This window comes from Nocardioides sp. CCNWLW239 (assembly GCF_037137035.1).
Lineage (GTDB): Bacteria > Actinomycetota > Actinomycetes > Propionibacteriales > Nocardioidaceae > Nocardioides.
Window position 1 is genome coordinate 121080 of sequence record NZ_JBBBNW010000003.1, and the last position, 19482, is coordinate 140561.

Consider the following 19482-nt stretch of genomic DNA (forward strand, 5'->3'; position numbering starts at 1 on the left):
CCGACCTGACCACCCGTCTCGACACCACCTACCTCGACGCGCTCGACCCGGTCAACGGCATCCTCGTCGGCGGCCGCTGGACCCCGGGCTCCGCCGGTGTCTTCACCGTGGAGAACCCCGCCACCCGTGAGGTCGTCGCCGACGTCGCCGACGGCGCAGGAGAGGACGCGACCGCGGCCGTCGACGCCGCCGCAGCGGCGCTCCAGGCCTGGTCGGCGCTGCCGCCGCGGACCCGCAGCGACCTGCTCAGCCGCGTACGCGACCTGATGCTGCGCGACACCGATGAGCTCGCCGCCCTGATCGCGCTCGAGAACGGGAAGTCGCTCTCCGACGCCCGCGGCGAGGTCGGCTACGCGGCTGAGTTCTTCCGCTGGTACGCCGAGGAGGCCGTGCGCCCGCACGGCGACTTCGGCTCCTCGCCCGCCGGCGGCACCCGCACCATCGTCACCCACAAGCCGGTGGGCGTGGCCGCGCTGGTGACGCCGTGGAACTTCCCGGCGGCGATGGCGACCCGCAAGATCGCCCCGGCCCTCGCCGCCGGCTGCACGGTCGTGCTCAAGCCGGCCTCCGAGACGCCGCTGACGGCGCTCGCGATCGCCCGGCTGATGGCCGAGGCCGGCATCCCGGACGGCGTCGTCAACGTGGTGCCCGGAACCGACGCCGCCGGCATCGTCAGCACCTGGCTCGCCGACCCGCGGGTCCGCAAGATCTCCTTCACCGGCTCCACCGGCGTCGGCCGCATCCTGCTCCGCCAGGCGGCCGACCGGGTCGTGAACACCTCGATGGAGCTCGGCGGCAACGCGCCGTTCGTGGTGACGTCCTCTGCGGACCTCGAGGCCGCGGTCGAGGGCGCCATGGTCGCCAAGTTCCGCAACGGGGGACAGGCCTGCACCGCGGCGAACCGGTTCTACGTCCACGCGGACGTCGCCGAGGAGTTCACCGCGCGTCTCGGTGCCGCCGTGGAGGGCCTGAAGGTCGGCCCGGCCGACCAGGGCAGCGACATCGGCCCGCTCATCTCCGCGAAGGCGTACGCCACCGTCACCGGCCTCGTCGACGACGCCGTGGCCGCGGGAGCCGTGATCGCCCACCGCGCCGACGTACCCGACTCGGAGGGCTACTTCTACGCGCCGACGGTGCTGACCGGCGTACCGGCCGACTCGCCGCTGCTGCGCGAGGAGATCTTCGGCCCGGTGGCCCCGATCGTGGTCTGGAACGACACCGAGGAGCTGCTGGCCGCGGTCAACGACACCGAGTTCGGCCTGGCTGCCTACGTCTTCGGAGAGATGGGCGAGGCGCTGCACGTCGCCGAGCGCATCGATGCCGGGATGGTCGGAGTCAACCGCGGACTCGTCTCCGACCCGTCGGCGCCGTTCGGTGGCGTGAAGCAGAGCGGCATCGGGCGCGAGGGCGCCCGGGTCGGGCTGGAGGAGTACCTGGAGACGCAATACCTCAGCGTCGCCTGGTGACCGTGCCGTGACCGTGCCGTGATTGGCGTCACGCAGGCCCTATCCGTGATGATGTGACCCAGGCCACCCGCACACCCTGCGGGTGGCTCTGTGGGACAGCCTCACCCCGGCGGTCCCAGCACCACCCTCCAGACGGACCACCTGTGCCGCCCGGCAGATTGAGGAGTCACCACATGACCGCAGTGTTCGAGCCCGGGACCTCGTTCGAGGCGTACGACCTGGCTGACCGTTATCGCGTCGGAGCCGGCCCCGTGCTGCTGACCGGGATCCAGGCGATCGCGCGGATGCTCGTCGAGCAGCGCGCCTTGGACCAGCGCCGCGGGATGCGGACCGGCACCTTCATCTCCGGCTACCCGGGCAGCCCGCTCGGTGGTCTCGACCAGCTCCTGCTGGGGCTGCCGAAGGAGATGGCCGACGCCGACATCACCGTCGTGCCGGGTCTCAACGAGGAGCTCGCCGCGACCGCCGTGTGGGGCTCGCAGTCGGCGGTCACCCTCGACACCGAGCGCTACGACGGCGTCACCGGCGTCTGGTACGGCAAGGGTCCGGGCGTCGACCGCGCCCTGGACGCGATGCGGCACGCGAACATGTACGGCGCCCACCCGCAGGGCGGCATGCTGATGCTGGTCGGCGACGACCCGGCCGCGAAGTCCTCGACGGTTCCGGCGGTCAGCGAGCGCACCCTGGCGAGCCTCGGCATCCCGGTGCTGTTCCCGCGCAACGCCTCCGAGATCGTCGAGTACGGCATGGAGGGCATCGCTCTCTCCCGCGCCTCCGGTTGCGTGGTCGCGCTCAAGATCGTCGCCGACGTCGCCGACGGCGCCTGGGTGGTCAACCCGGAGATCGGCGTCCTCGACCCGATCATGCCGAAGACCGAGTGGGAGGGCGTCCCCTACACCTACGAGCCGACCAAGATCGAGCTCTTCCCCGACCGGATCGTCGGCGCCGAGGCCAAGCTCTACGGCCCGCGGATGAACGTCGTCAAGGCGTACGCCGCCGAGAACCACCTCAACCGGATCGAGGTCAAGGCCCCGAACGCCAAGGTCGGCATCGTCGCCTCCGGCTCGTGCTACGACTCGATGCGCCAGGGGCTCAAGGACCTCGGCCTCGACCACGACGATCTGATGGCCGCCGGCATCCGAGTGCTGCGTCTGGGCATGATGTGGCCGGTCGAGCCGACCATCGTCTCGACGTTCGCCGAGGGGCTCGACGAGATCGTCGTCGTCGAGGACAAGACCTCCTTCATCGAGCAGGGCATCCGCGAGATCCTCTACGGGGAGCCGACCGCTCCGGTCATCATCGGCAAGAAGGACCGCAACGGGGTCCCGCTGGTCCCGCTCGACGGTGAGCTGACCGCCGGCCGCCTGCTCGCGCCGCTGCGCCGTGCGCTGAAGGGCCACGCCGAGCTCAAGGCCGCCGGCCCGGCCCGGATCGACCTGCCGCTGCTGTCGACCTCGCGCACGCCCTACTTCTGCTCCGGCTGCCCGCACAACCGCTCCACCGCGCTCCCGGAGGGGAGCCTGGGTGGTGGCGGCATCGGCTGCCACACCCTGGTCACCGCCTCCCAGCGTGAGGACAGCGCGGTCGTCGGCATCACCCAGATGGGTGGCGAGGGCTCGCAGTGGATCGGCCAGGCGCCCTACAGCCATGCGGGCCACACGTTCCAGAACGTCGGCGACGGCACGTTCTTCCACTCCGCTCAGCTGGCCATCCAGGCGTGCGTCGCGGCGGGCGTCAACATCACCTACAAGCTGCTCCACAACGACGTCGTCGCGATGACCGGTGCCCAGAAGCGTCAGGGCGAGGTCGAGATGGCGCAGCTCACCCACAAGCTGATGAACGAGGGCGTCAAGGCGATCATCGTGGTCGCCGACGAGCCCAAGCGCTACCGTCGCGCCAGCTTCCCCGCCGGCGTACGTCTGTGGCACCGCGACCGCCTCGACGACGCCCAGCGCGAACTGCGCGAGATCGAGGGCGTGACCGTGCTGATCTACGACCAGCACTGCGCCGCCGACGCGCGCCGCCAGCGCAAGCGCGGCACGATCGAGCCCCGCAACACCCGGATCGTGATCAACGAGGCCGTCTGCGAGGGCTGCGGCGACTGCGGCGTGAAGTCCAACTGCCTCTCCGTGCAGCCGGTCGAGACCGAGCTGGGCCGCAAGACCCGCATCGACCAGACCTCGTGCAACACCGACTACACCTGCGTCGAGGGGGAGTGCCCCTCGTTCATGGCGGTCGAGACCGACCCGACGGCCAAGAAGGCCAAGAAGTCCACGCCGACGCCGCCCGAGGTCGCCGACCCCGGCTATGACGCGCTGGACCGGACCTACGGGGTCTTCATGGCCGGCATCGGCGGCACCGGCATCGTCACCGTCAACCAGGTGCTCGCCACCGCGGCGCTGCGTGCCGGCTTCGGCGTGGAGTCGCTCGACCAGGTCGGGATGAGCCAGAAGGCGGGCCCGGTGACGGGTCACCTGCGGTTCGGGCCGGGTGCGATCGACCCCTCCAACCGGGTCACCCCGGGTTCCGCAGACGCGCTGCTGGGCTTCGACCTGCTCACCCTCGCCGAGGGCAAGAACCTCGCCTACGGCGACCCGGCGCGCACCCGCGCGGTGGTGTCGACCAGCAAGACGCCGACGGGTCCGATGGTCTACGACAAGGACATCGCCTACCCGGCCGACGACGAGCTGCTCACCCGGGTCAACGGCGTGACCTCCTCGCTGCGCGCGTTCGACGCGCTCAGCGCCGCGGAGACGCTCTTCGGCAACACCGCGGCGGCCAACTTTCTGCTGGTCGGTGCCGCCTACCAGGCCGGCGCGCTTCCGATCCCGGCCGAGGCCATCGAGGAGGCCATCGGCATCAACGGCGTCGCGGTCAGCGCCAACGTCGCCGCGTTCCGCTGGGGCCGTGCCTCGGTCGCCGCGCCGGACGAGTTCGCCCAGGCCACCGGCACCGCCACCGCGCCGGTCGAGGAGATCGTCGTACCGGCTCTGGACGAGGCGAAGCTCGATGGCGAGGTGCGCCGGCTCGTCGAGTTCCGCGCCCCGAAGCTCGTCGCCTTCCAGAACCAGCAGACCGCCCGCGGCTACGTCGAGCTCGTCGACCGGATCTGGAACGCCGAGCGTGCCGTCACCGCGGACACCCGTTTCTCCGAGGCGGTCGCCCGCTACCTGTTCAAGCTCACCGCCTACAAGGACGAGTACGAGGTCGCCCGGCTCCTCACCGCGCCGGCCGCTCTCGACGGTGTCCGCGCGGAGGTCCAGGGCAAGATCAGCTTCAAGCTCTCCCCGCCGGTCTTCGGCGCCTTCCTCAAGGGCCGCAAGATGACCTTCGGTCCGCGCTCCCACTTCATGCTCCGCATGCTGGCGACGATGAAGTTCCTGCGCGGCACGGCGCTGGACCCGTTCGGTCGGGCCCACGTACGCCGCACCGAGCGCGCCCTGCTCGCGCACTACACCGAGCTCGTCACCGGTCTCGCCACTGACCTCACCGAGGAGTCGTACGCCCGGGCGGTCCGCCTCGCGGAGCTCCCGGACATGGTGCGCGGCTATGAGAACGTGAAGATGCGCAACGTCGAGGCCTACCGCGCGGCGCTCGCCGCCGAGGGGATCGACCTGAGTCTCTGATCAACGGCGCTCAGAGGAACGGCTCGGCCGTCGGAGGATCTCCTCCGGCGGCCGAGCTCATTTTCTCGGCCGACCACCCGAACCGGGAGCCCGTACAGCACACGGCGGAGCGGCGTACGGCTCGGACCGCTGACCGGACCGCGACGGTTGGCCCGTCATCGGGCGGTCACTAGTGTCGAGGTGATTGTGATGCAGATCACAAGCTTCCTGTTCCCTGCGCGAAGGAGCCCCCATGCGTACCTCGATCACGCGTCGTTCCGTCCTCGTCTCGGGTGCCGCAGCCGGAGCCTCGGCACTCCTGGGCACTCCTGCTGCCGTCGCCGCCGGGAGCGCCCCGAGCGCCCCGAGCGCCAGGGGTGACGGGCTGGTGACGCCGGTCGCCGAGGTTCTCGACGGCGGCGAGCAGGTGACCTCGCTGCGGATCTCGTCGGCAGCCTTGGCCCGTGCCGAGCGGTCGTCGCTCACGGCGAGCACGTTCGCCGTGCACGTCGCGGCCACCAACCCGCTGACCGGCGAGGTCGCCTACGAGCAGGACCGGGTGGTCACCGCAGCAGGCTGGTCCCGCCGCGACGAGGTCACCCTGACCCTGGAGCACGGCTGGGGCATCGCCGGCGGGGGCACGCTGAGCTACCTGGGAGCCTACGGGCGGAACGTCCTCCTGGACCTCGACTACACGATCACCCAGGTCGAGCCCCTGCAGGGCGCTGGAGGAAGTGGCCGGGTCGTGATCGACTCCTTCCGGCAGGGTGGGCTCTCCGACCCGGAGGTCGACGCGTTCGGTCATCACGCGACCGCGTCCGGCTTGAACTACCGGCTGTTCTCGCCTGCCCCGACCGCCGGCGCCGCGGGTGCGGCGCTGGTCGTCTGGCTGCACGGCGGCGGCGAGGGCGGCCTGCTCACCGACGGCCACGACTACTACGACAACGAGACGCAGCTGCGCGCCAACCGAGGTGCGCTCGGGTTCGCCACCCCGGAGGCGCAGGCTCACTTCGGCGGAGCGTACGTGCTCGCACCGCAGTCGACGTCCGCCTGGATGCTGGACGGCGACCGATTCGCACCGCTCGTCATGGAAGCGATCGAGGAGGTCGTCGCGACCCACCGGATCGACCGGCGACGGATCCACGTGGTCGGCTGCTCCAACGGTGGCTACATGTCGCTGAAGATGGTCGCCGAGCATCCGGAGGTGTTCGCGACCTCGACGCCGATCTGTTGTGGCATCGGCGCGCGCGACGGGTCGAACACCTACTTCATCTCCGACACCGAGCTCGAGGCGATGACGACGCCGACCTGGTTGGTCGCCTCCGCCGACGACACCACGCTGGACCCGCAGGCGAACACCGTCTACGCCCACGAGCGGATCGACGGATCGATCATGAGCCTCTACGACGGCGTCACCTGGGACGGCAACACCTTCCCCGGCCACTGGTCGTGGATCTACGTCGCGCGCAACGACCCGAGCCACGCGGGCCAGAGCATCTGGGAGTGGATGGCGACCGCGAAGCGGTGACCGGAGGCGTCCGGTGCGTGCTCGCGGCCGAGGGGATCGACCTAGGCCGTGTCTCCCAAATCCACGCCCGCTACGCGCCGTTTCGCATCCGATCTGGCTGCGTTGCCGCCACTCGAAAGCCGTCAGGATGCCTTCCCGCCGGAGGTCTGAACGAAGTGGCCTTTGCCAGATCTGCCCGAAACGCCGCTCGCGGCCGCCGTGTCTTTGGGAGACACGGCCTAGAGCACGCCGAACGCCTCTGCCAGCTTCGACTGCGCCCCTGCGCTGTCGAGGCTGGCCTCCACCCGGCGGATGGTGCGGGCAGAGGGATAGACGAAGTAGGCCATCAGCGCCAGCGAGATGAGGGCCCCGATGGCGTACGTCATCAGCTGGCCCTCGGTGAGAACGAAGGCCAGCGCGAGCGAGACGAGCGCGACGAGCTCGCTGAGCACGAGCCGGAGGAACATCGAGCTCTGCTGCCTCTGCAGCGCCTCTCTCGTCGCCCGCTCGGGATCCGTGCCGGGTGTGATCGGCTCGACCCGGAACCCGATCGTCGAGCAGAGCACGAAGACCACGACACCGGCCGCGACCTGCCCGCCGATGATGTACGCCGAGGGCAGCGTGAGGTCGGCCTCGGGAACGCTGAGGGCGACGACGACCCCCAGCACCACCAGCGTGGACATGACCGCGATCGCCAGCATCTGGGACGTACGCATCGCTTGTGTGGGCATCCTGAGCTCCTTCTCGGCGGACCGGGAAGCAATCTAGCGGACCCGGAGCGCTGGTCCGGGCCGGACGTCACCGTGGCCCGGGATGCTGGGTGCATCCCGGGCCACGGTCGCGAGGGTCAGCTGCGCCAGGAGATGAGCGCGTCGAGTGCCTCGATCCGCTCTCCGGAGACCAGCAGCGGGTTGACCTCGAGCGACTCGAGGTCGTCGCCGAGCGCCACCGCGATCGCGCCGATCCTGGCCACCACACCGGCGAGCGCATCCATGTCGACCGAGGCCTGGCCCCGAGCTCCCCGGAGGATCGCAGCGCTGCGCAGCGACTCGGCCGCCTGCCTGGCCTCGGTCTCCGAGACCGGCAGCAGCCGGAGCTGGGAGTCACCGAGGATCTCGACCCAGACGCCGCCCATGGCGACTGCCAGGGTGAGGCCCCACGAGGGGTCGCGGACGACCCCCACGAGCAGCTCCGTGCCACCTGAGCGCATCGGCTGGACGATCGTCGTGGTGCCGTCGTGACCGGCCTCCGCGAGGGCGTCGGCGATCCGCGCAGCCGCGGCTCGGACCGACTCCTGGTCGCGCAGGCCGAGCTCCACGCCACCGAGATCGCTCTTGTGCTCCAGGTCGTCGGCAGCCGCCTTGAGCACCACCGGGAAGCCCACCTCCTCCGCGAGGCGCGCAGCCTCGTCGGGTGAGGTGGCGACCCGGGAGGGCACCATCGGGATCCCGTTGGCGGACAGGAACGCGGCGGCATGACGCTCGGTCCAGGTTCCGGTGCGCGGTGGCAGCCCGTCCGGCACCGTGACCTCGACCGAGACCGGCGTGTCCACGCCCGCCTGATGGCGCCGGTAGGTCCGCGACCAGCGGACCGCATGCCCCAGAGCGGTCATCCCGTGCTCGATGCCACCCGCGATCTGCGGATAGTCAGCCGCCTCCCGCAGTGCCCGCCCGGTCTCGCTCACGTCGACCAGGACGTTGCCCACGATCACGACCGGCTTCGGGGAGGAGCGGATCACCTGTCCGGTGTGCCGGTAGGTCTCGACGGCGAGGTCGAAGTCCGGAGTCGCCCGTGGCATGTCCTGCAGCAGCATGATCACGTCGACGCCAGGATCGGCCGCGACGACGTCGAGCGCCTTCGACATGAGCTGGCGGTCGAGCAGGACGTAGCCGGTGACGTCGAGCGGGTTGTTCGGCGTCGCGAACGGCGGCAGGATCTCCCGGAGCGCTGTCGTCGTCGCCCCGGCGAACTCCGGCAGCTCCAGACCTTCGTCCTCGGCCCGGTCGGAGATGATCTCGGAGGCGCCGCCCGAGGGGGTCACGACGCCGATCCGGTTGCCCGGCAGCGGGCCGGTCTCGGCGAGCATGCCGGCGGTGACCATGAGGTCCTCCAGCGAGCCCACCCGGATCACGCCCAGCTGCCGGAAGGCGGCGTCGACGGTCTTGTCGTCGCCGACGAGGGCGCCGGTATGGGCCTGCGCGGTCCGAGACGCCTTCGCGCTGCGACCGATCTTGAGCGCCACGATCGGTTTGCCGGCCGCGAGTGCCCGCCGGGCGATCTCGGCGAACTCCTCCGGGTGTCGGATGCTCTCCAGGAAGAGCGCGATCACCTTGGTCGTGGGGGAGTCGACCAAGGCGTTCATCACGTCGGTCACCGACATCACGGTCTCGTTGCCCATCGAGACCAGCAGCGAGATCCCGATGTTGCGGGCCTGGGCGAAGGCCAGCACGTTGCTGGCCAGCGCACCGCTCTGCAGCACGACGCCGACCGAACCACCCAGCAGCGGGGGCGGGATGGGCAGTCCGTACGGCGTGACGGAGTCGGCCGCGTTGATGAACCCGTTTCCGTTGGGGCCGAGGATCGTCAGGTCGTGGCGCCGCGCGATGTCGGCGACCTCCTGCTCCCGGACCGCGCCCTCACCGCCGACCTCGCCGTAGCCGGCGGTGAGGATCACGTAGTTGCGGATGCCCCGGGCTGCGCCATCCTCGAGGATCCGGGGAACGACCTCGATCGGCGTCATGACGTACGCCAGGTCGACCGGTCCGGGGATGTCGGTGAGGCTGCGGTGGGTCTCGACGCCGTGGACGACAGGCGTCTTGGGGTTCACCAGGTGCACGTCTCCGGCGAAGCCGTGCTGGAGCAGGTTGTTGTAGGTGCTCGTGGACCAGCCCGACTTGTCGGTCGCCCCGACCAGGGCGACCGACTTCGGGCGGAAGAACTCCTGCAGCCTGTCGGCGTCGAGCATGCTCATGGCGCCTCCTCCGTAGCGCAGGCGCCAGAATACGGACGCGGCGCCCTGACGTGTTCGATGGTCGCTCGCTTGCGCTCGCTCATGCCAGCGACGCTCCCACCTTGACGTGGCCCTTGAGGAGGTTTCGGGCGATCGTGCGGCGCTGGATCTCGTCGGTGCCCTCGAAGATGCGGAGCAGGCGCAGCTCGCGGTACCAGCGCTCCAGCGGGAGCTCCTTGGTGTAGCCCATGCCACCGTGGATCTGCAGGACACGGTCGACGACACGGTTGGCCATGTTGGTGCCGTAGAGCTTCGCGATCGAGGACGCGTGCCGGGCGTCCACGCCGTTCTCGACCTGCCAGGCGGCGTGCAGCGTCAGCCAGCGCGCGGCCTCGAGCTCGACGGCGCTGTCGGCGATGTGGCCCTGGATGAACTGGTAGTTGGCGATCGGCTGGCCCATCGAATGCCGGTTGTTGGCGTGCTCGATGGCCATCTCGAGCATGCGCTCGGCGGCGCCGATGGCTCCGGCCGGAATCATGAAGCGACCGTTGCCGATCCACTGCATCGCCAGCTCGAAGCCCTTGCCCTCCTCGCCGAGGATGTGATCGTTCGGGACACGTACGTCCTGGAAGCTCAGCGCTGCCGGTCCCCACTCGCCCATGGTCGGGATGGGCGTGGACTCCCAGCCCATCGCGCGGTCGACCAGGAAGCAGGTGACGCCGCCGTCGGCACCCTTCCCCGGATCGGTGACGGCGAAGACCATCACGAAGTCGGCCTCGTTGCCGTTGGTGATGAAGATCTTCTCGCCGTTGATCACCCAGTCGTCGCCGTCGCGGACCGCCCGGGTCCGGATGTTGCGGGCGTCGGAGCCGGCACCGGGCTCGGTGATGGCGAAGCAGCTGCGGCGCTCGCCCTCGATGGTGGGGATGAGGTATTCCTGCTTCTGGGCCTCGGTGCCGGCGTAGAGGATGTTGTCGGCGCTGCCGCCGAAGCGGAACGGCACGAAGGTGCGGCCGGACTCGCCGGTGATGATCGCCGACATCAGCGCGCCGGCGGCCATGCCGCCGTACTCCTCAGGCGTGTTGATGCCCCAGTAGCCGTACTTGCGGGCCTTGGCCTGCAGGTCCTTGAGCTGTCCGGGCTCGAGGGCCGGCTTCCCGTTCCGCTCGTTGAGGAGAACCTGGTCCTCCAGTGGCATCACCTCCTTGGTGATGAACTGGCGCACCGCCTCCTTGACCGCTCGATGCTCTTCTCCCAGTGCGAAGTCGATCATTGCCCGCTCCTTCAGATAGAGTGAGTTTCTAGAATCATTTTCTAGAATGGACTATGAGAAGCGTCACGCAGTCGCGGTTCGTCGTCAAGAGGAATTGCGCATATTCTGAGAAGATCCCGCAGGACGACGAGGAGTGAAGATGTCGCTAGAGGTCGAACCGCAGCGCACCGGCGGGCGGCGCTGGGCCAGGACCGAGGAGACGCGCCGCCAGCTCCTGGACGCATCCCGCGAGGTCTTCGCCGAGAAGGGCTACACGGTCGCGAGCGTGTCCGACGTCGTTGCCCGCGCCGACTCCAGCGTCGGCAGTGTCTATCACCACTTCGGCGGCAAGGAGCAGCTCTACCTCGCCCTGTGGGAGGAGTACGTCGATCGGCTCGCTGCCGCTGCTGCCGCCAGCGTGGCGAAGGTGCGCAAGAGCGGGGTCGAGTCGCCGCTGGACCAGTTCGAGGCCGGCGCGCTGGCCTATCTGGACGCGGTCTGGGAGGACCGCGAGCTGCTTCCGGTGTTCTACGCCGGCGACGGTCCTCCTGGGTTCGAGGTGATGCGCCGACGCCGCAACACCGAATGGATCCGCCGCAACCTGCAGGTGCTCGGTCTCGGTGCCAGCGACGAGGACAAGCTGCTCGGTGCGATCCTGACCGCGCTCATCGGCGAGGCGGCCCGGATGACGGCCGGTTGCGAGACGAAGCGCCAGGCGAGGCGGGTCGCGCGGCACGCGATCGCGCTGGCCCAGCGGCTCTTCGACGGAGAGATCGCGACGGACTCGCCGCCGGCGCCCGAGTAGGCCGCCGACGGCGTCCCGACGGTCAGCGCCAAGTGGCCAGGCCTCGGTCGATGACCACGGTGCCGTCCTCCTTCCTGGTCTGGAAGGCGGTCGTGGTGTCGTCGACCCGCCACATCGCGACCTGAAGGGTCTCCCCGGGAAGGACCGGCGCCGAGAACCGCCCGCTCATCGACGCCAGCCTGTCGCCATCACCCCCGGTGATCGTGCGGACCAGCGCCCGGCCGGTGACCCCGTAGGTGCAGAGCCCGTGCAGGATCGGCCGTTCGAACCCGCCGCGGGCGGAGAAGCGCGGGTCCGAGTGCAGCGGGTTGCGGTCGCCGCTGAGGCGGTAGAGAAGCGCCTGGCCCGGCCAGGTCGGCATCGTCACCACCTCGTCGGGTTCACGCTCCGGGATCGGCGAGGCGACCTTGGGACCCGGGTCGCCGCCGAACCCGCCCTCACCACGGATGAACACCGAGCTGCGGGTGGTCACGACAGCCTCTCCCGTCGCCGGGTCGACCGCTTCGGACTCGCTCGCCACCAGGGCGCCCGACCCCTTGTCGTACATGCCCGTCACCTGGGAGGTGAGCGATACGGTTCCCTCCGGGGTCAACGGTCGGTGCAGGACCACCTCCTGCTCGGCGTGGACCAGCATGGCCGGGTTGAAGTCGCCCATCTTCCGGCCGCCGCGCCGGGTGCCCCAGGTGACCATCACCCCGAAGGTCGGCAGCACCTTCTGCTCCGGGCACGCGTCGTCGCCGTGCTCGCTGGTGTAGCGCAGGTCGGCCAGCGGGTCGTCGTGCCCGGCCCCGACCCCGAGGGCGTACAGCAGGGTGTCGGCGCTGGTCCAGGAGCGCTCCTCGGGCTCAGAGCGTAGGCCGATGACGGACCGGTCCAGACTCATTCCTCGGGCGTCCTTCCACTGGTGAGCGAGTTGGCGCGGGCCTCCGCGATCATGCTGGGGAGCACCACGTCGAGCTCTTCGACGGTCCACGGACCGTCCTTCTCCTCGGTCGGCCCGGCGACCCAGCCCTCGGCCACGCTCACGTGCCCACCACGTACGTTGAAGACGCGCCCGGTCACGTCGCGCCCGGCCGGCGAGGCCAGCCAGGCCACGACCGGGGAGACGTTCTCCGGTGCGCCCGGGTTCCACTCGCCCTCGGCCACCTGGGGTCGGTGGGGGTTGAGGTTCTCGGTCATCCGGGTCAGCGCCGCCGGGGCGATCGCGTTGACGGTGATGCCGTAACGGCGCAGCTCCTGGGCGGCGATCACGGTCATCGCCGCGATGCCCGCCTTGGCGGCGCCGTAGTTGATCTGTCCGGGGTTGCCGTAGATACCGGAGGAGGAGGTGGTGTTGATGATCCGGGCATCGACGTCCTCGCCCTTCTTGGAGAGCTCACGCCAGTGCTGCGCGGCCACGCTCATCGGTGCGAAGGTGCCGCGGAGATGGACCTTGATCACCGCGTCCCACTCGTCGATGGACATGTTCACCAGCATCCGGTCGCGCAGGATGCCGGCGTTGTTGACCAGCACGTCGACCTTGCCCCATTCGTTGAGGGCGTCCTGGAACAGCTTCTGGGCGCCCTCCGGGTCGCTGATGTCGCTGCCGTTGGCGATCGCCTCGCCACCGAGAGCACGTACTTCTTCGACGACCTGCTGGGCCGGGTCCTCGGCCTTGCCGGTGCCGTCGAGGCCGGCGCCGAGGTCGTTGACCACGACGGCGGCTCCGCGCCGGGCGAACTCGAGCGCGTGCGCGCGGCCGAGGCCACGCCCGGCGCCGGTGATGATGACGACCTGTCGGTCGGTGTCTGTCATGGGTCTGCTCCTTCGGGTGGTGGGGTCAGTGCTGGTCAGTGCTGGTCAGGGCTGGTCAGGGCTGGTCAGGGCTGGTCAGGGCTGGTCAGGGCTGGTCAGGGCTGGTTGGCGAGAATCAGCGTCGCCGCGCTCATGAACATGCCGCCGTTGCCGAGCACCAGGCTGGTGCTGACGCCGTCGACCTGCGCGGCGGCCTCGCCGCGCAGCTGGCGTACGGACTCCTGGATCGCGAACATCCCGTACATGCCGGTGTGGGTGTAGGACATGCCGCCGCCGTTCGTGTTCATGGGCAGCCGGCCGCCGGGGGAGGTGTGACCCTCGGCGACGAACGCCCCCGACTCGCCGCGGCCGACGAAGCCCATGTCCTCGAGGCCGTAGAGCGGGACGTGGGCGAAGGCGTCGTAGATCATCAGGTGGTCGATGTCCGCCGTGGAGGTGCCCGACTCCTTGAACGCCGCCTGGCTCGACAGCGTGAACTGCTTGCAGCGGGTCATGTCCTCCATCTGTGAGACCAGCGGGGTCGTGGCCGCCTCGCCGGTGCCGAGGATGTGGACCAGCGGCTTGTCGCTGCCGTGCGCCTCGGCGAACTCGCGGGAGGCGACGACCAGGGCACCACCGCCGTCGGTCACCAGGCAGCACATCAGCAGCGTGAACGGGTCGGCGATCATCTTCGCGCCGAGGACCTCGTCGACGGTGACCTCGTCGCGGAACATCGCCCGCGGGTTGCGGGAGGACCAGCGGCGTTGCGCGACCGCGACCTCGGCGAGCTGCTCCAGGGTGTTGTCGGTCTCGTGCAGGAACCGGCGGGCGGGCACGGTGAAGCTGGTCGGCGGACCGACGATCCCGTACGGCATCTCGAACTGCGCCATCACGGAGTCGTTCCCACGGGGATACGGTGGTGCGCCCACCCGGGACCGTCCGGACTCGCCGTGGGTCACCAGCACGACGTCGGCGTAGCCGGCCTTGATCGCCGCTGTCGCGTGACGTACGTGGAAGAGGAAGGACGAGCCGCCGACCCCCGTGCCGTCCACGTAGGTCGGCGTGATCCCCAGGGCGTGCGAGACCTGGACCGGACCGGGGACCGAGACCGAGGCGATGCCGTCGACCTGGTCCTTGGTCAGGTTCGCGTCGGCGAGCGCACGCCGCGCCCCCTCGACATGCAGCTCGAGGGTCGAGGTGGTGGGCAGCTTGCCGATGTCGGTCTCGGCGGCCCCCATGATGACGACGTCGCGGCTCATCGGGCCACCTCCATCTCGTCGTTCTCCTTCGAGACGTCGTCCGTCACCGGTGCGAAGACAGGCACGGCAACGCCCGTACGCTGCTCGAACCGCACCTCCACGGGCATGTCGAGCTCCAGGTCCTCCGGCTCGGCGTCGACGATGTTGGTCATCATCCGGGGGCCCTCCTCGAGCTCGACCACGGCGATCACGGTCGGCACCGGGAAGCCCGGCGCAGGACGGTGGGAGACGACGTACGTGTGCAGCAGGCCTCGGCCCGAGCAGGTCACCCACTCGAGGTCGGTGGAGCCGCACTGCGGGCAGCTGGAGCGTGGATAGAAGAAGACCTGGTCGCAGCGGCGGCACCTCGGCAGGTCGAGGCGGCCCGCGGCGGTGGCGTCCCAGTAGGGCTGGGTCTCCGGGGTCGCCCCCGGCGCGAACCTCGCCTCCGGGGAGATCTCCGGGCTCGCCGTTCTCATCTGGTGCTGCCTCATGCGGTGCTGCCTTTCCCTCGCGTCCGTCCGGCGCGAGTGTCGAGGTAGTGGAGGATGGCCTCGACCGAGGCCCGGGCGGCCGGACGACGCTCGTCGTCGACCTTGGCGTAGACGTGGTCGGTCACGTGCTCGCGCTCCACGCCGTCCGCCAGCAGGCCGGCGATCTGGTCGATCCGGCGCTGGCGGTCGGCGATCCGTGCCTTCAGGTACGTCGTGGGCTCGCGGACCGCCGGGCCGTGGCCCGGCAGCAGGATCCAGTCGTCGTCGACCAGGTCGGCGATCCGGGCCATCGAGGCGAGCATGTCCGCGACGGTGCCGTCGGGATGGGAGATGAAGGGGTTGAACCGGGCCAGCACGGTGTCGCCGGTGAGCATGGCGCGGCGTTCACCGAGGACGAAGCTCACCCCGTCCGCGGTGTGCCCGGGCGTGGTCAGGGTGCAGATCTCGGTGCGCCGGCCCAGGTCGATCCGAGTCCCGTCGGGGATGACCCCGCGCTGGACCCGTGGCCTGATCGCTGCCTGCCAGCGCTGGGCCACCGCGTGCGCGGCCTGCGAATGGTCGCCGTGGTGGTGGCTGAGCAGGACCGTCTCGACACGGGCGCCGGCCCCGCGGACCACCTCGTCGATCCGGTCCAGGTGACCGGGGTCGGTCGGGCCGGGGTCGATGACCACGGCCCGGCCTTCCCCGGTGACGACCCAGGTGTTGGTGCCCTCGTACGTCCAGTGGTTGGCGTTCGGCGCGAGCACCAGGTGGACACCGTCAGCGACCTCGACCGGCTCCTCGGGACGTGGTGGGGCCTCGCCGACGTCCCACATCGCGAGGATGCGGCACGAGTCGTCGCGACGGTGCTCGTCCTGGACGGGAGGGCCGCTGCTCACTCCTGCTCCATCCACATGTTCTGGAGCTCGCGGGAGGAGTAGTCCGGGTGCGGGTAGTAGTCGTGGACCTTGCCCGAGTACAGCGTCTGGGTGTCGTACGCGTACAGCGGGAGCGGGGTGGAGACGTTCTCCATGATGTAGCGCTCGATGTCCTGCAGCGCCTTCTCCCGCTCGGTGTCATCGGTGATGACGCGCTGTGCGGCGACCATCTTGTCGAGCTCGGGGTCGTTGACCTTCGACCAGTTGCGGGTCCCGGTGCTGGTGTACTCCGAGGTGAGGTATTCGTCGGCCGTCAGCATGGGGGTCTGCAGGCCGTACATGATGTCGTACTTCGTCTCGGGCCACGTCGAGCTGACGTAGGTGGCGTAGTCCTGCTGGTCGATGGTCAGCTTGATGCCGATCTTGCCCAGGTCCTCCTGGATCCACTGGGCCTCGCGCAGGATCGTCTCGCCGTAGCCGTCGGTGGCGACCAGCTCGGCCGAGAAGCCGTCCGGGTAGCCGGCCTCCGCCAGCAGCTCCTTGGCCTCCTCGGGGTCGTACTTCAGCAGCTCGTCGACCTCGTCCTGGGGCATCGCGCCGAACAGCGTCGGGGTGATCGGGCCGGTGAGCGTCCCGCCCGAGCGGAGAGCCTTGATCATCCCCTCCTTGTCGATCGCCTTCGCGACCGCGAGACGGACACCGAGCTTGCTGAAGGGCCCCTCCGCGGCGTTCATGAACACACGGGTCTGGGTGATGCCCTTCTCCGTACGCAGCTGCAGCCCGTCGATCTGGTTGAGGAGCTGCTCGACCTGGCGCTTCTCGGTGGAGAGCGAGGAGATCATGTCGAGCTTGCCGCTGCGCAGCGCCGCGATCTGTGCCTGGGCGTCGGGGAGCACGGTGGTCTGGATGCCATCCAGGTGGGGGAGACCCTCGATGAAGTAGTCGGGGTTCTTCTCCATCACCCGCTCCTGGTCGCGCTTCCAGCTCTTCAGCACGAACGGCCCGGTGCCGATGGCGTCCTCGGCGAGGTTGAACTCACCCCGAGTGCCCTCGCAGGGGAGGATCGACATGAACGGGTTGGCCATCGTCTGGTCGAAGGCGGTGTTCGCCGAGGCGAGGGTGAAGACCACGGTGTACGGGTCGGGGGTCTCCAGCTTGGAGACGTTGGCGACCAGGCCGAGCTGGTGCCCGGGCAGGCTCTTGATCCGGTCGACCGTGCACTTGACGTCGGCCGAGGTGAACTCGCGGCCGTTGACCGGCGGCTTGTCGTGGAACTTCACGCCCTGACGCAGGTTGAAGGTCCAGGTCTTCAGGTCCTCCGACTTCGACCACTTCTCGGCCAGGTCGCCCTCGAGCTCGCTCGAGCCGTACTCGATGTCCTTGCCGGTCTTCGGCGCGACCAGCCGGCTGTAGACCGTGCCGACGGCGACATGGGTCATGTAGGACGCCTCCTTGTGGATGTCCAGCGACGGGGCGTCTGCGGTGGCCGCCGTGTGCAGGATGCCGCCGTCCTGCGGCGGTCCGGCGTCCTCGACGATCTTGCCTTTCCCGGAGGTGTCTGCGCCGGTGCCGCAGGCGGCGGTGAGGGCGAGGCAGGCGGCGGCCACGATCGCGCCGGCGGCCCGGGCCGATGATCTCTTGAGACGAAGGATGGGGTGGGACATCACGGACTCCTTGGGTGGGATGGGCTAGCGGCGCTGTTTGGGGTCGAGGAAGTCGCGCATGGCGTCACCGAGCAGGTTGAACGCCAGGACGGACACGGAGAGGATCAGGCCGGGGACGACGGTCATCCACGGAGCGATCTCGAGCTGGCTGCGGCCTTCGCTGAGCATCCGGCCCCAGGACGGGGTGGGTGGCGGGGTGCCGATGCCCAGGAAGCTGAGTGCGGACTCGGCGATGAGGATGACGGCGAAGAGCAGCGAGCCCATGACGAAGAGCGGGGCCATCAGGTTGGGGAGCCCGTAACGGAGCAGGATCCGTGGGGTGCTGCAGCCGACCGAGCGAGCGGCCTCGACGTACGGCTCCTCGCGGATGCGGAGCATCTCGCCGCGGGCGACGCGGTTGATCGACGGGATCACCAGCAGGCTCAGGGCGATCACGGTGTTGCGTACGCTCGGCCCGAGCAGAGCGGCCACGAACAGCAGCAGGACGATCGACGGGATCGCCATCAGGGCGTCCATGATCCGCTGCAGGACCGAGTCGACCCAGGTGCCGCCGAAGTAGCCGGACACGACGCCGATGACCAGCCCGATCGCACCGCCGAGAGCAAGGGTGGCGACCGCGATCAGCAACGAGGTGCGGGCGCCGTAGAGCGACCGGCTCAGCACGTCTCGGCCGAGCTCGTCGGTGCCGGCGGGGTGGCCGCCGACGCCCGGCGGGGTCAGCAGGTTGACCCGGTCCTGGGCGAGCGGGTCGTACGGCGCGATCCACGGTGCCAGGACGGCGACCACCACGAAGAGCGTGATCAGGAAGAGGGCGATGGCGCCGAGGGGCTGTTCCGTGGTGAACCTGACCAGGCCGCTGCGGGTCTTGGGGCGGCGGGCCGCGCGTGCGGTCCCGGAGATCGCGATGCTCATGCCGAGGCTCCTTCGTACCGGATCCGGGGGTCGATGACCGCGTAGAGCAGGTCGACCACGACGTTGACGAGGATGAAGATGGCGCCGTAGAAGATGACGCAGCCGAGGATGACCGGGTAGTCGCGCTGCCCGACGGCCTCGAAGATCAAGGACCCCATGCCCGGGATGGCGAAGATCCGCTCGAGGATGACGGTGCCGCCGAGGATGTGACCGACCTGCAGGCCGAGCACGGTGAAGACCGGGATCATGGAGCTGCGGCCGGCGTGCTTGAGCACGACCACGCGCTCGGAGGCGCCGCGGGAGCGGATGGTCCGGATGAAGTTGGAGCCCAGCACCTCCAGCAGCGAGGAGCGCAGCATCCGGGCGATGCTGGCCATCGTCGCGGCGCCCAGGGCGATCGCCGGGAGCAGCATGTGGACGAGGTTCTGGCCGAGATCCTCCGTGGGGGAGACGTACACCAGAGGTGGGGACCAGCCGAACCACAGGGCCAGGAAGGTGATCAGCAGCAGCGCCAGCCAGAAGTTCGGCAGGGACATGCCGATGACCGCCAGGAAGCGCATGACGTTGTCGATGATGCTGTGGTGTCGGATCGCCGAGAGCATGCCGAACGGCACGCCGAGCAGGACACCGAAGAGGATGGCCAGCAGTCCGAGCTCGAGGGTGGCGGGCAGGCGTTCGAGGATCTTGGTGGTGACCGGCCGCTCGTCGTCGAACGAGGTGCCCAGGTCGCCCTGGACCAGCCCGCTCACGAAGTGGCCGAACTGGGTCAGGACCGGTTCGTCCAGGCCGAGCTCGGCGGTGCGCTGGTCGATCTGGGCCTGCGTGACGCCGGGGGCGTCGGCCAGCTGGAGCCGGACGGCGTCACCGGGGATCAGGCGGATGATGAGGAAGACCAGGGTGGCGACGAGGGCGAGCACGAGCAGGCCGTAGGTCAGGCGGCGTCCGGCGTAGAGAAGCAT

General features: G+C 69.8%; 15 protein-coding genes. 4 read left to right on the plus strand and 11 right to left on the minus strand.

Features of this window, described 5'->3' with window-relative positions; genetic code table 11:
- The first annotated feature begins 5 nt into the window (after positions 1-5).
- The 3 genes from WBG06_RS12410 to WBG06_RS12420 all read left to right on the plus strand — a co-directional run bounded on the left by WBG06_RS12410 (position 6) and on the right by WBG06_RS12420 (position 6599).
- Entirely contained in the window at positions 6-1466 is a 1461-nt protein-coding gene (locus tag WBG06_RS12410; protein ID WP_442945471.1) for an NAD-dependent succinate-semialdehyde dehydrogenase, read from the plus strand.
- 173 nt (positions 1467-1639) lie between these two features.
- On the plus strand, positions 1640-5092 hold the full coding sequence (locus WBG06_RS12415; RefSeq protein ID WP_336737070.1) for an indolepyruvate ferredoxin oxidoreductase family protein: 3453 nt from the start codon (positions 1640-1642) through the stop codon (positions 5090-5092).
- A gap of 232 nt (positions 5093-5324) precedes the next feature.
- A complete protein-coding gene (locus tag WBG06_RS12420) occupies positions 5325-6599 on the plus strand; it encodes a prolyl oligopeptidase family serine peptidase (RefSeq protein ID WP_336737071.1) in 1275 nt (424 codons plus the stop codon).
- 218 nt (positions 6600-6817) lie between these two features.
- Here the strand turns inward: WBG06_RS12420 and WBG06_RS12425 are convergent, their stop codons facing one another.
- The 3 genes from WBG06_RS12425 to WBG06_RS12435 form a co-directional block, all read right to left on the minus strand.
- A complete protein-coding gene (locus tag WBG06_RS12425; RefSeq protein WP_336737072.1) occupies positions 6818-7309 on the minus strand; it encodes a hypothetical protein in 492 nt (163 codons plus the stop codon).
- Between the two features lie 116 nt (positions 7310-7425).
- Positions 7426-9549, minus strand: coding sequence for an acetate--CoA ligase family protein (locus WBG06_RS12430; protein ID WP_336737074.1), 2124 nt, complete (start codon positions 9547-9549; stop codon positions 7426-7428).
- Positions 9550-9628: 79 nt separating this feature from the next.
- Positions 9629-10801 carry an acyl-CoA dehydrogenase family protein gene (locus WBG06_RS12435; RefSeq protein ID WP_336737075.1) on the minus strand — a complete coding sequence of 391 codons (1173 nt, stop codon included), beginning with the start codon at positions 10799-10801 and terminating at the stop codon, positions 9629-9631.
- 139 nt (positions 10802-10940) lie between these two features.
- Here WBG06_RS12435 and WBG06_RS12440 point away from each other — a divergent pair, with 139 nt between their 5' ends.
- A complete protein-coding gene (locus WBG06_RS12440) occupies positions 10941-11585 on the plus strand; it encodes a TetR/AcrR family transcriptional regulator (protein ID WP_336737076.1) in 645 nt (214 codons plus the stop codon).
- Between the two features lie 22 nt (positions 11586-11607).
- On the opposite strand, the gene WBG06_RS12445 is transcribed toward WBG06_RS12440, so the two are convergent.
- The 8 genes from WBG06_RS12445 to WBG06_RS12480 all read right to left on the minus strand — a co-directional run bounded on the left by WBG06_RS12445 (position 11608) and on the right by WBG06_RS12480 (position 19482).
- Positions 11608-12468: a MaoC/PaaZ C-terminal domain-containing protein gene (locus tag WBG06_RS12445; RefSeq protein ID WP_336737077.1), complete on the minus strand. Its 861-nt coding sequence runs from the start codon at positions 12466-12468 to the stop codon at positions 11608-11610.
- Positions 12465-13379: an SDR family oxidoreductase gene (locus WBG06_RS12450; protein ID WP_336737079.1), complete on the minus strand. Its 915-nt coding sequence runs from the start codon at positions 13377-13379 to the stop codon at positions 12465-12467. Before WBG06_RS12450 ends, WBG06_RS12445 begins: the two co-directional genes overlap by 4 nt.
- Positions 13380-13474: 95 nt before the next feature.
- Complete coding sequence (locus WBG06_RS12455; RefSeq protein WP_336737080.1) at positions 13475-14617, minus strand: thiolase C-terminal domain-containing protein; 1143 nt, start codon at positions 14615-14617, stop codon at positions 13475-13477.
- The gene (locus tag WBG06_RS12460; RefSeq protein WP_336737082.1) at positions 14614-15075 is read right to left on the minus strand and encodes a Zn-ribbon domain-containing OB-fold protein; all 462 of its coding nucleotides are present in this window, start codon (positions 15073-15075) and stop codon (positions 14614-14616) included. Before WBG06_RS12460 ends, WBG06_RS12455 begins: the two co-directional genes overlap by 4 nt.
- Before the next feature lie 11 nt (positions 15076-15086).
- Positions 15087-15968, minus strand: coding sequence for an MBL fold metallo-hydrolase (locus tag WBG06_RS12465; protein ID WP_336737083.1), 882 nt, complete (start codon positions 15966-15968; stop codon positions 15087-15089).
- A complete protein-coding gene (locus WBG06_RS12470) occupies positions 15965-17611 on the minus strand; it encodes an ABC transporter substrate-binding protein (RefSeq protein WP_336737085.1) in 1647 nt (548 codons plus the stop codon). The genes WBG06_RS12465 and WBG06_RS12470 overlap by 4 nt, the downstream gene beginning before the upstream one ends.
- A 24-nt stretch (positions 17612-17635) precedes the next feature.
- Complete coding sequence (locus WBG06_RS12475) at positions 17636-18523, minus strand: ABC transporter permease (RefSeq protein ID WP_336737086.1); 888 nt, start codon at positions 18521-18523, stop codon at positions 17636-17638.
- Positions 18520-19482 carry an ABC transporter permease gene (locus WBG06_RS12480; RefSeq protein WP_336737088.1) on the minus strand — a complete coding sequence of 321 codons (963 nt, stop codon included), beginning with the start codon at positions 19480-19482 and terminating at the stop codon, positions 18520-18522. Before WBG06_RS12480 ends, WBG06_RS12475 begins: the two co-directional genes overlap by 4 nt.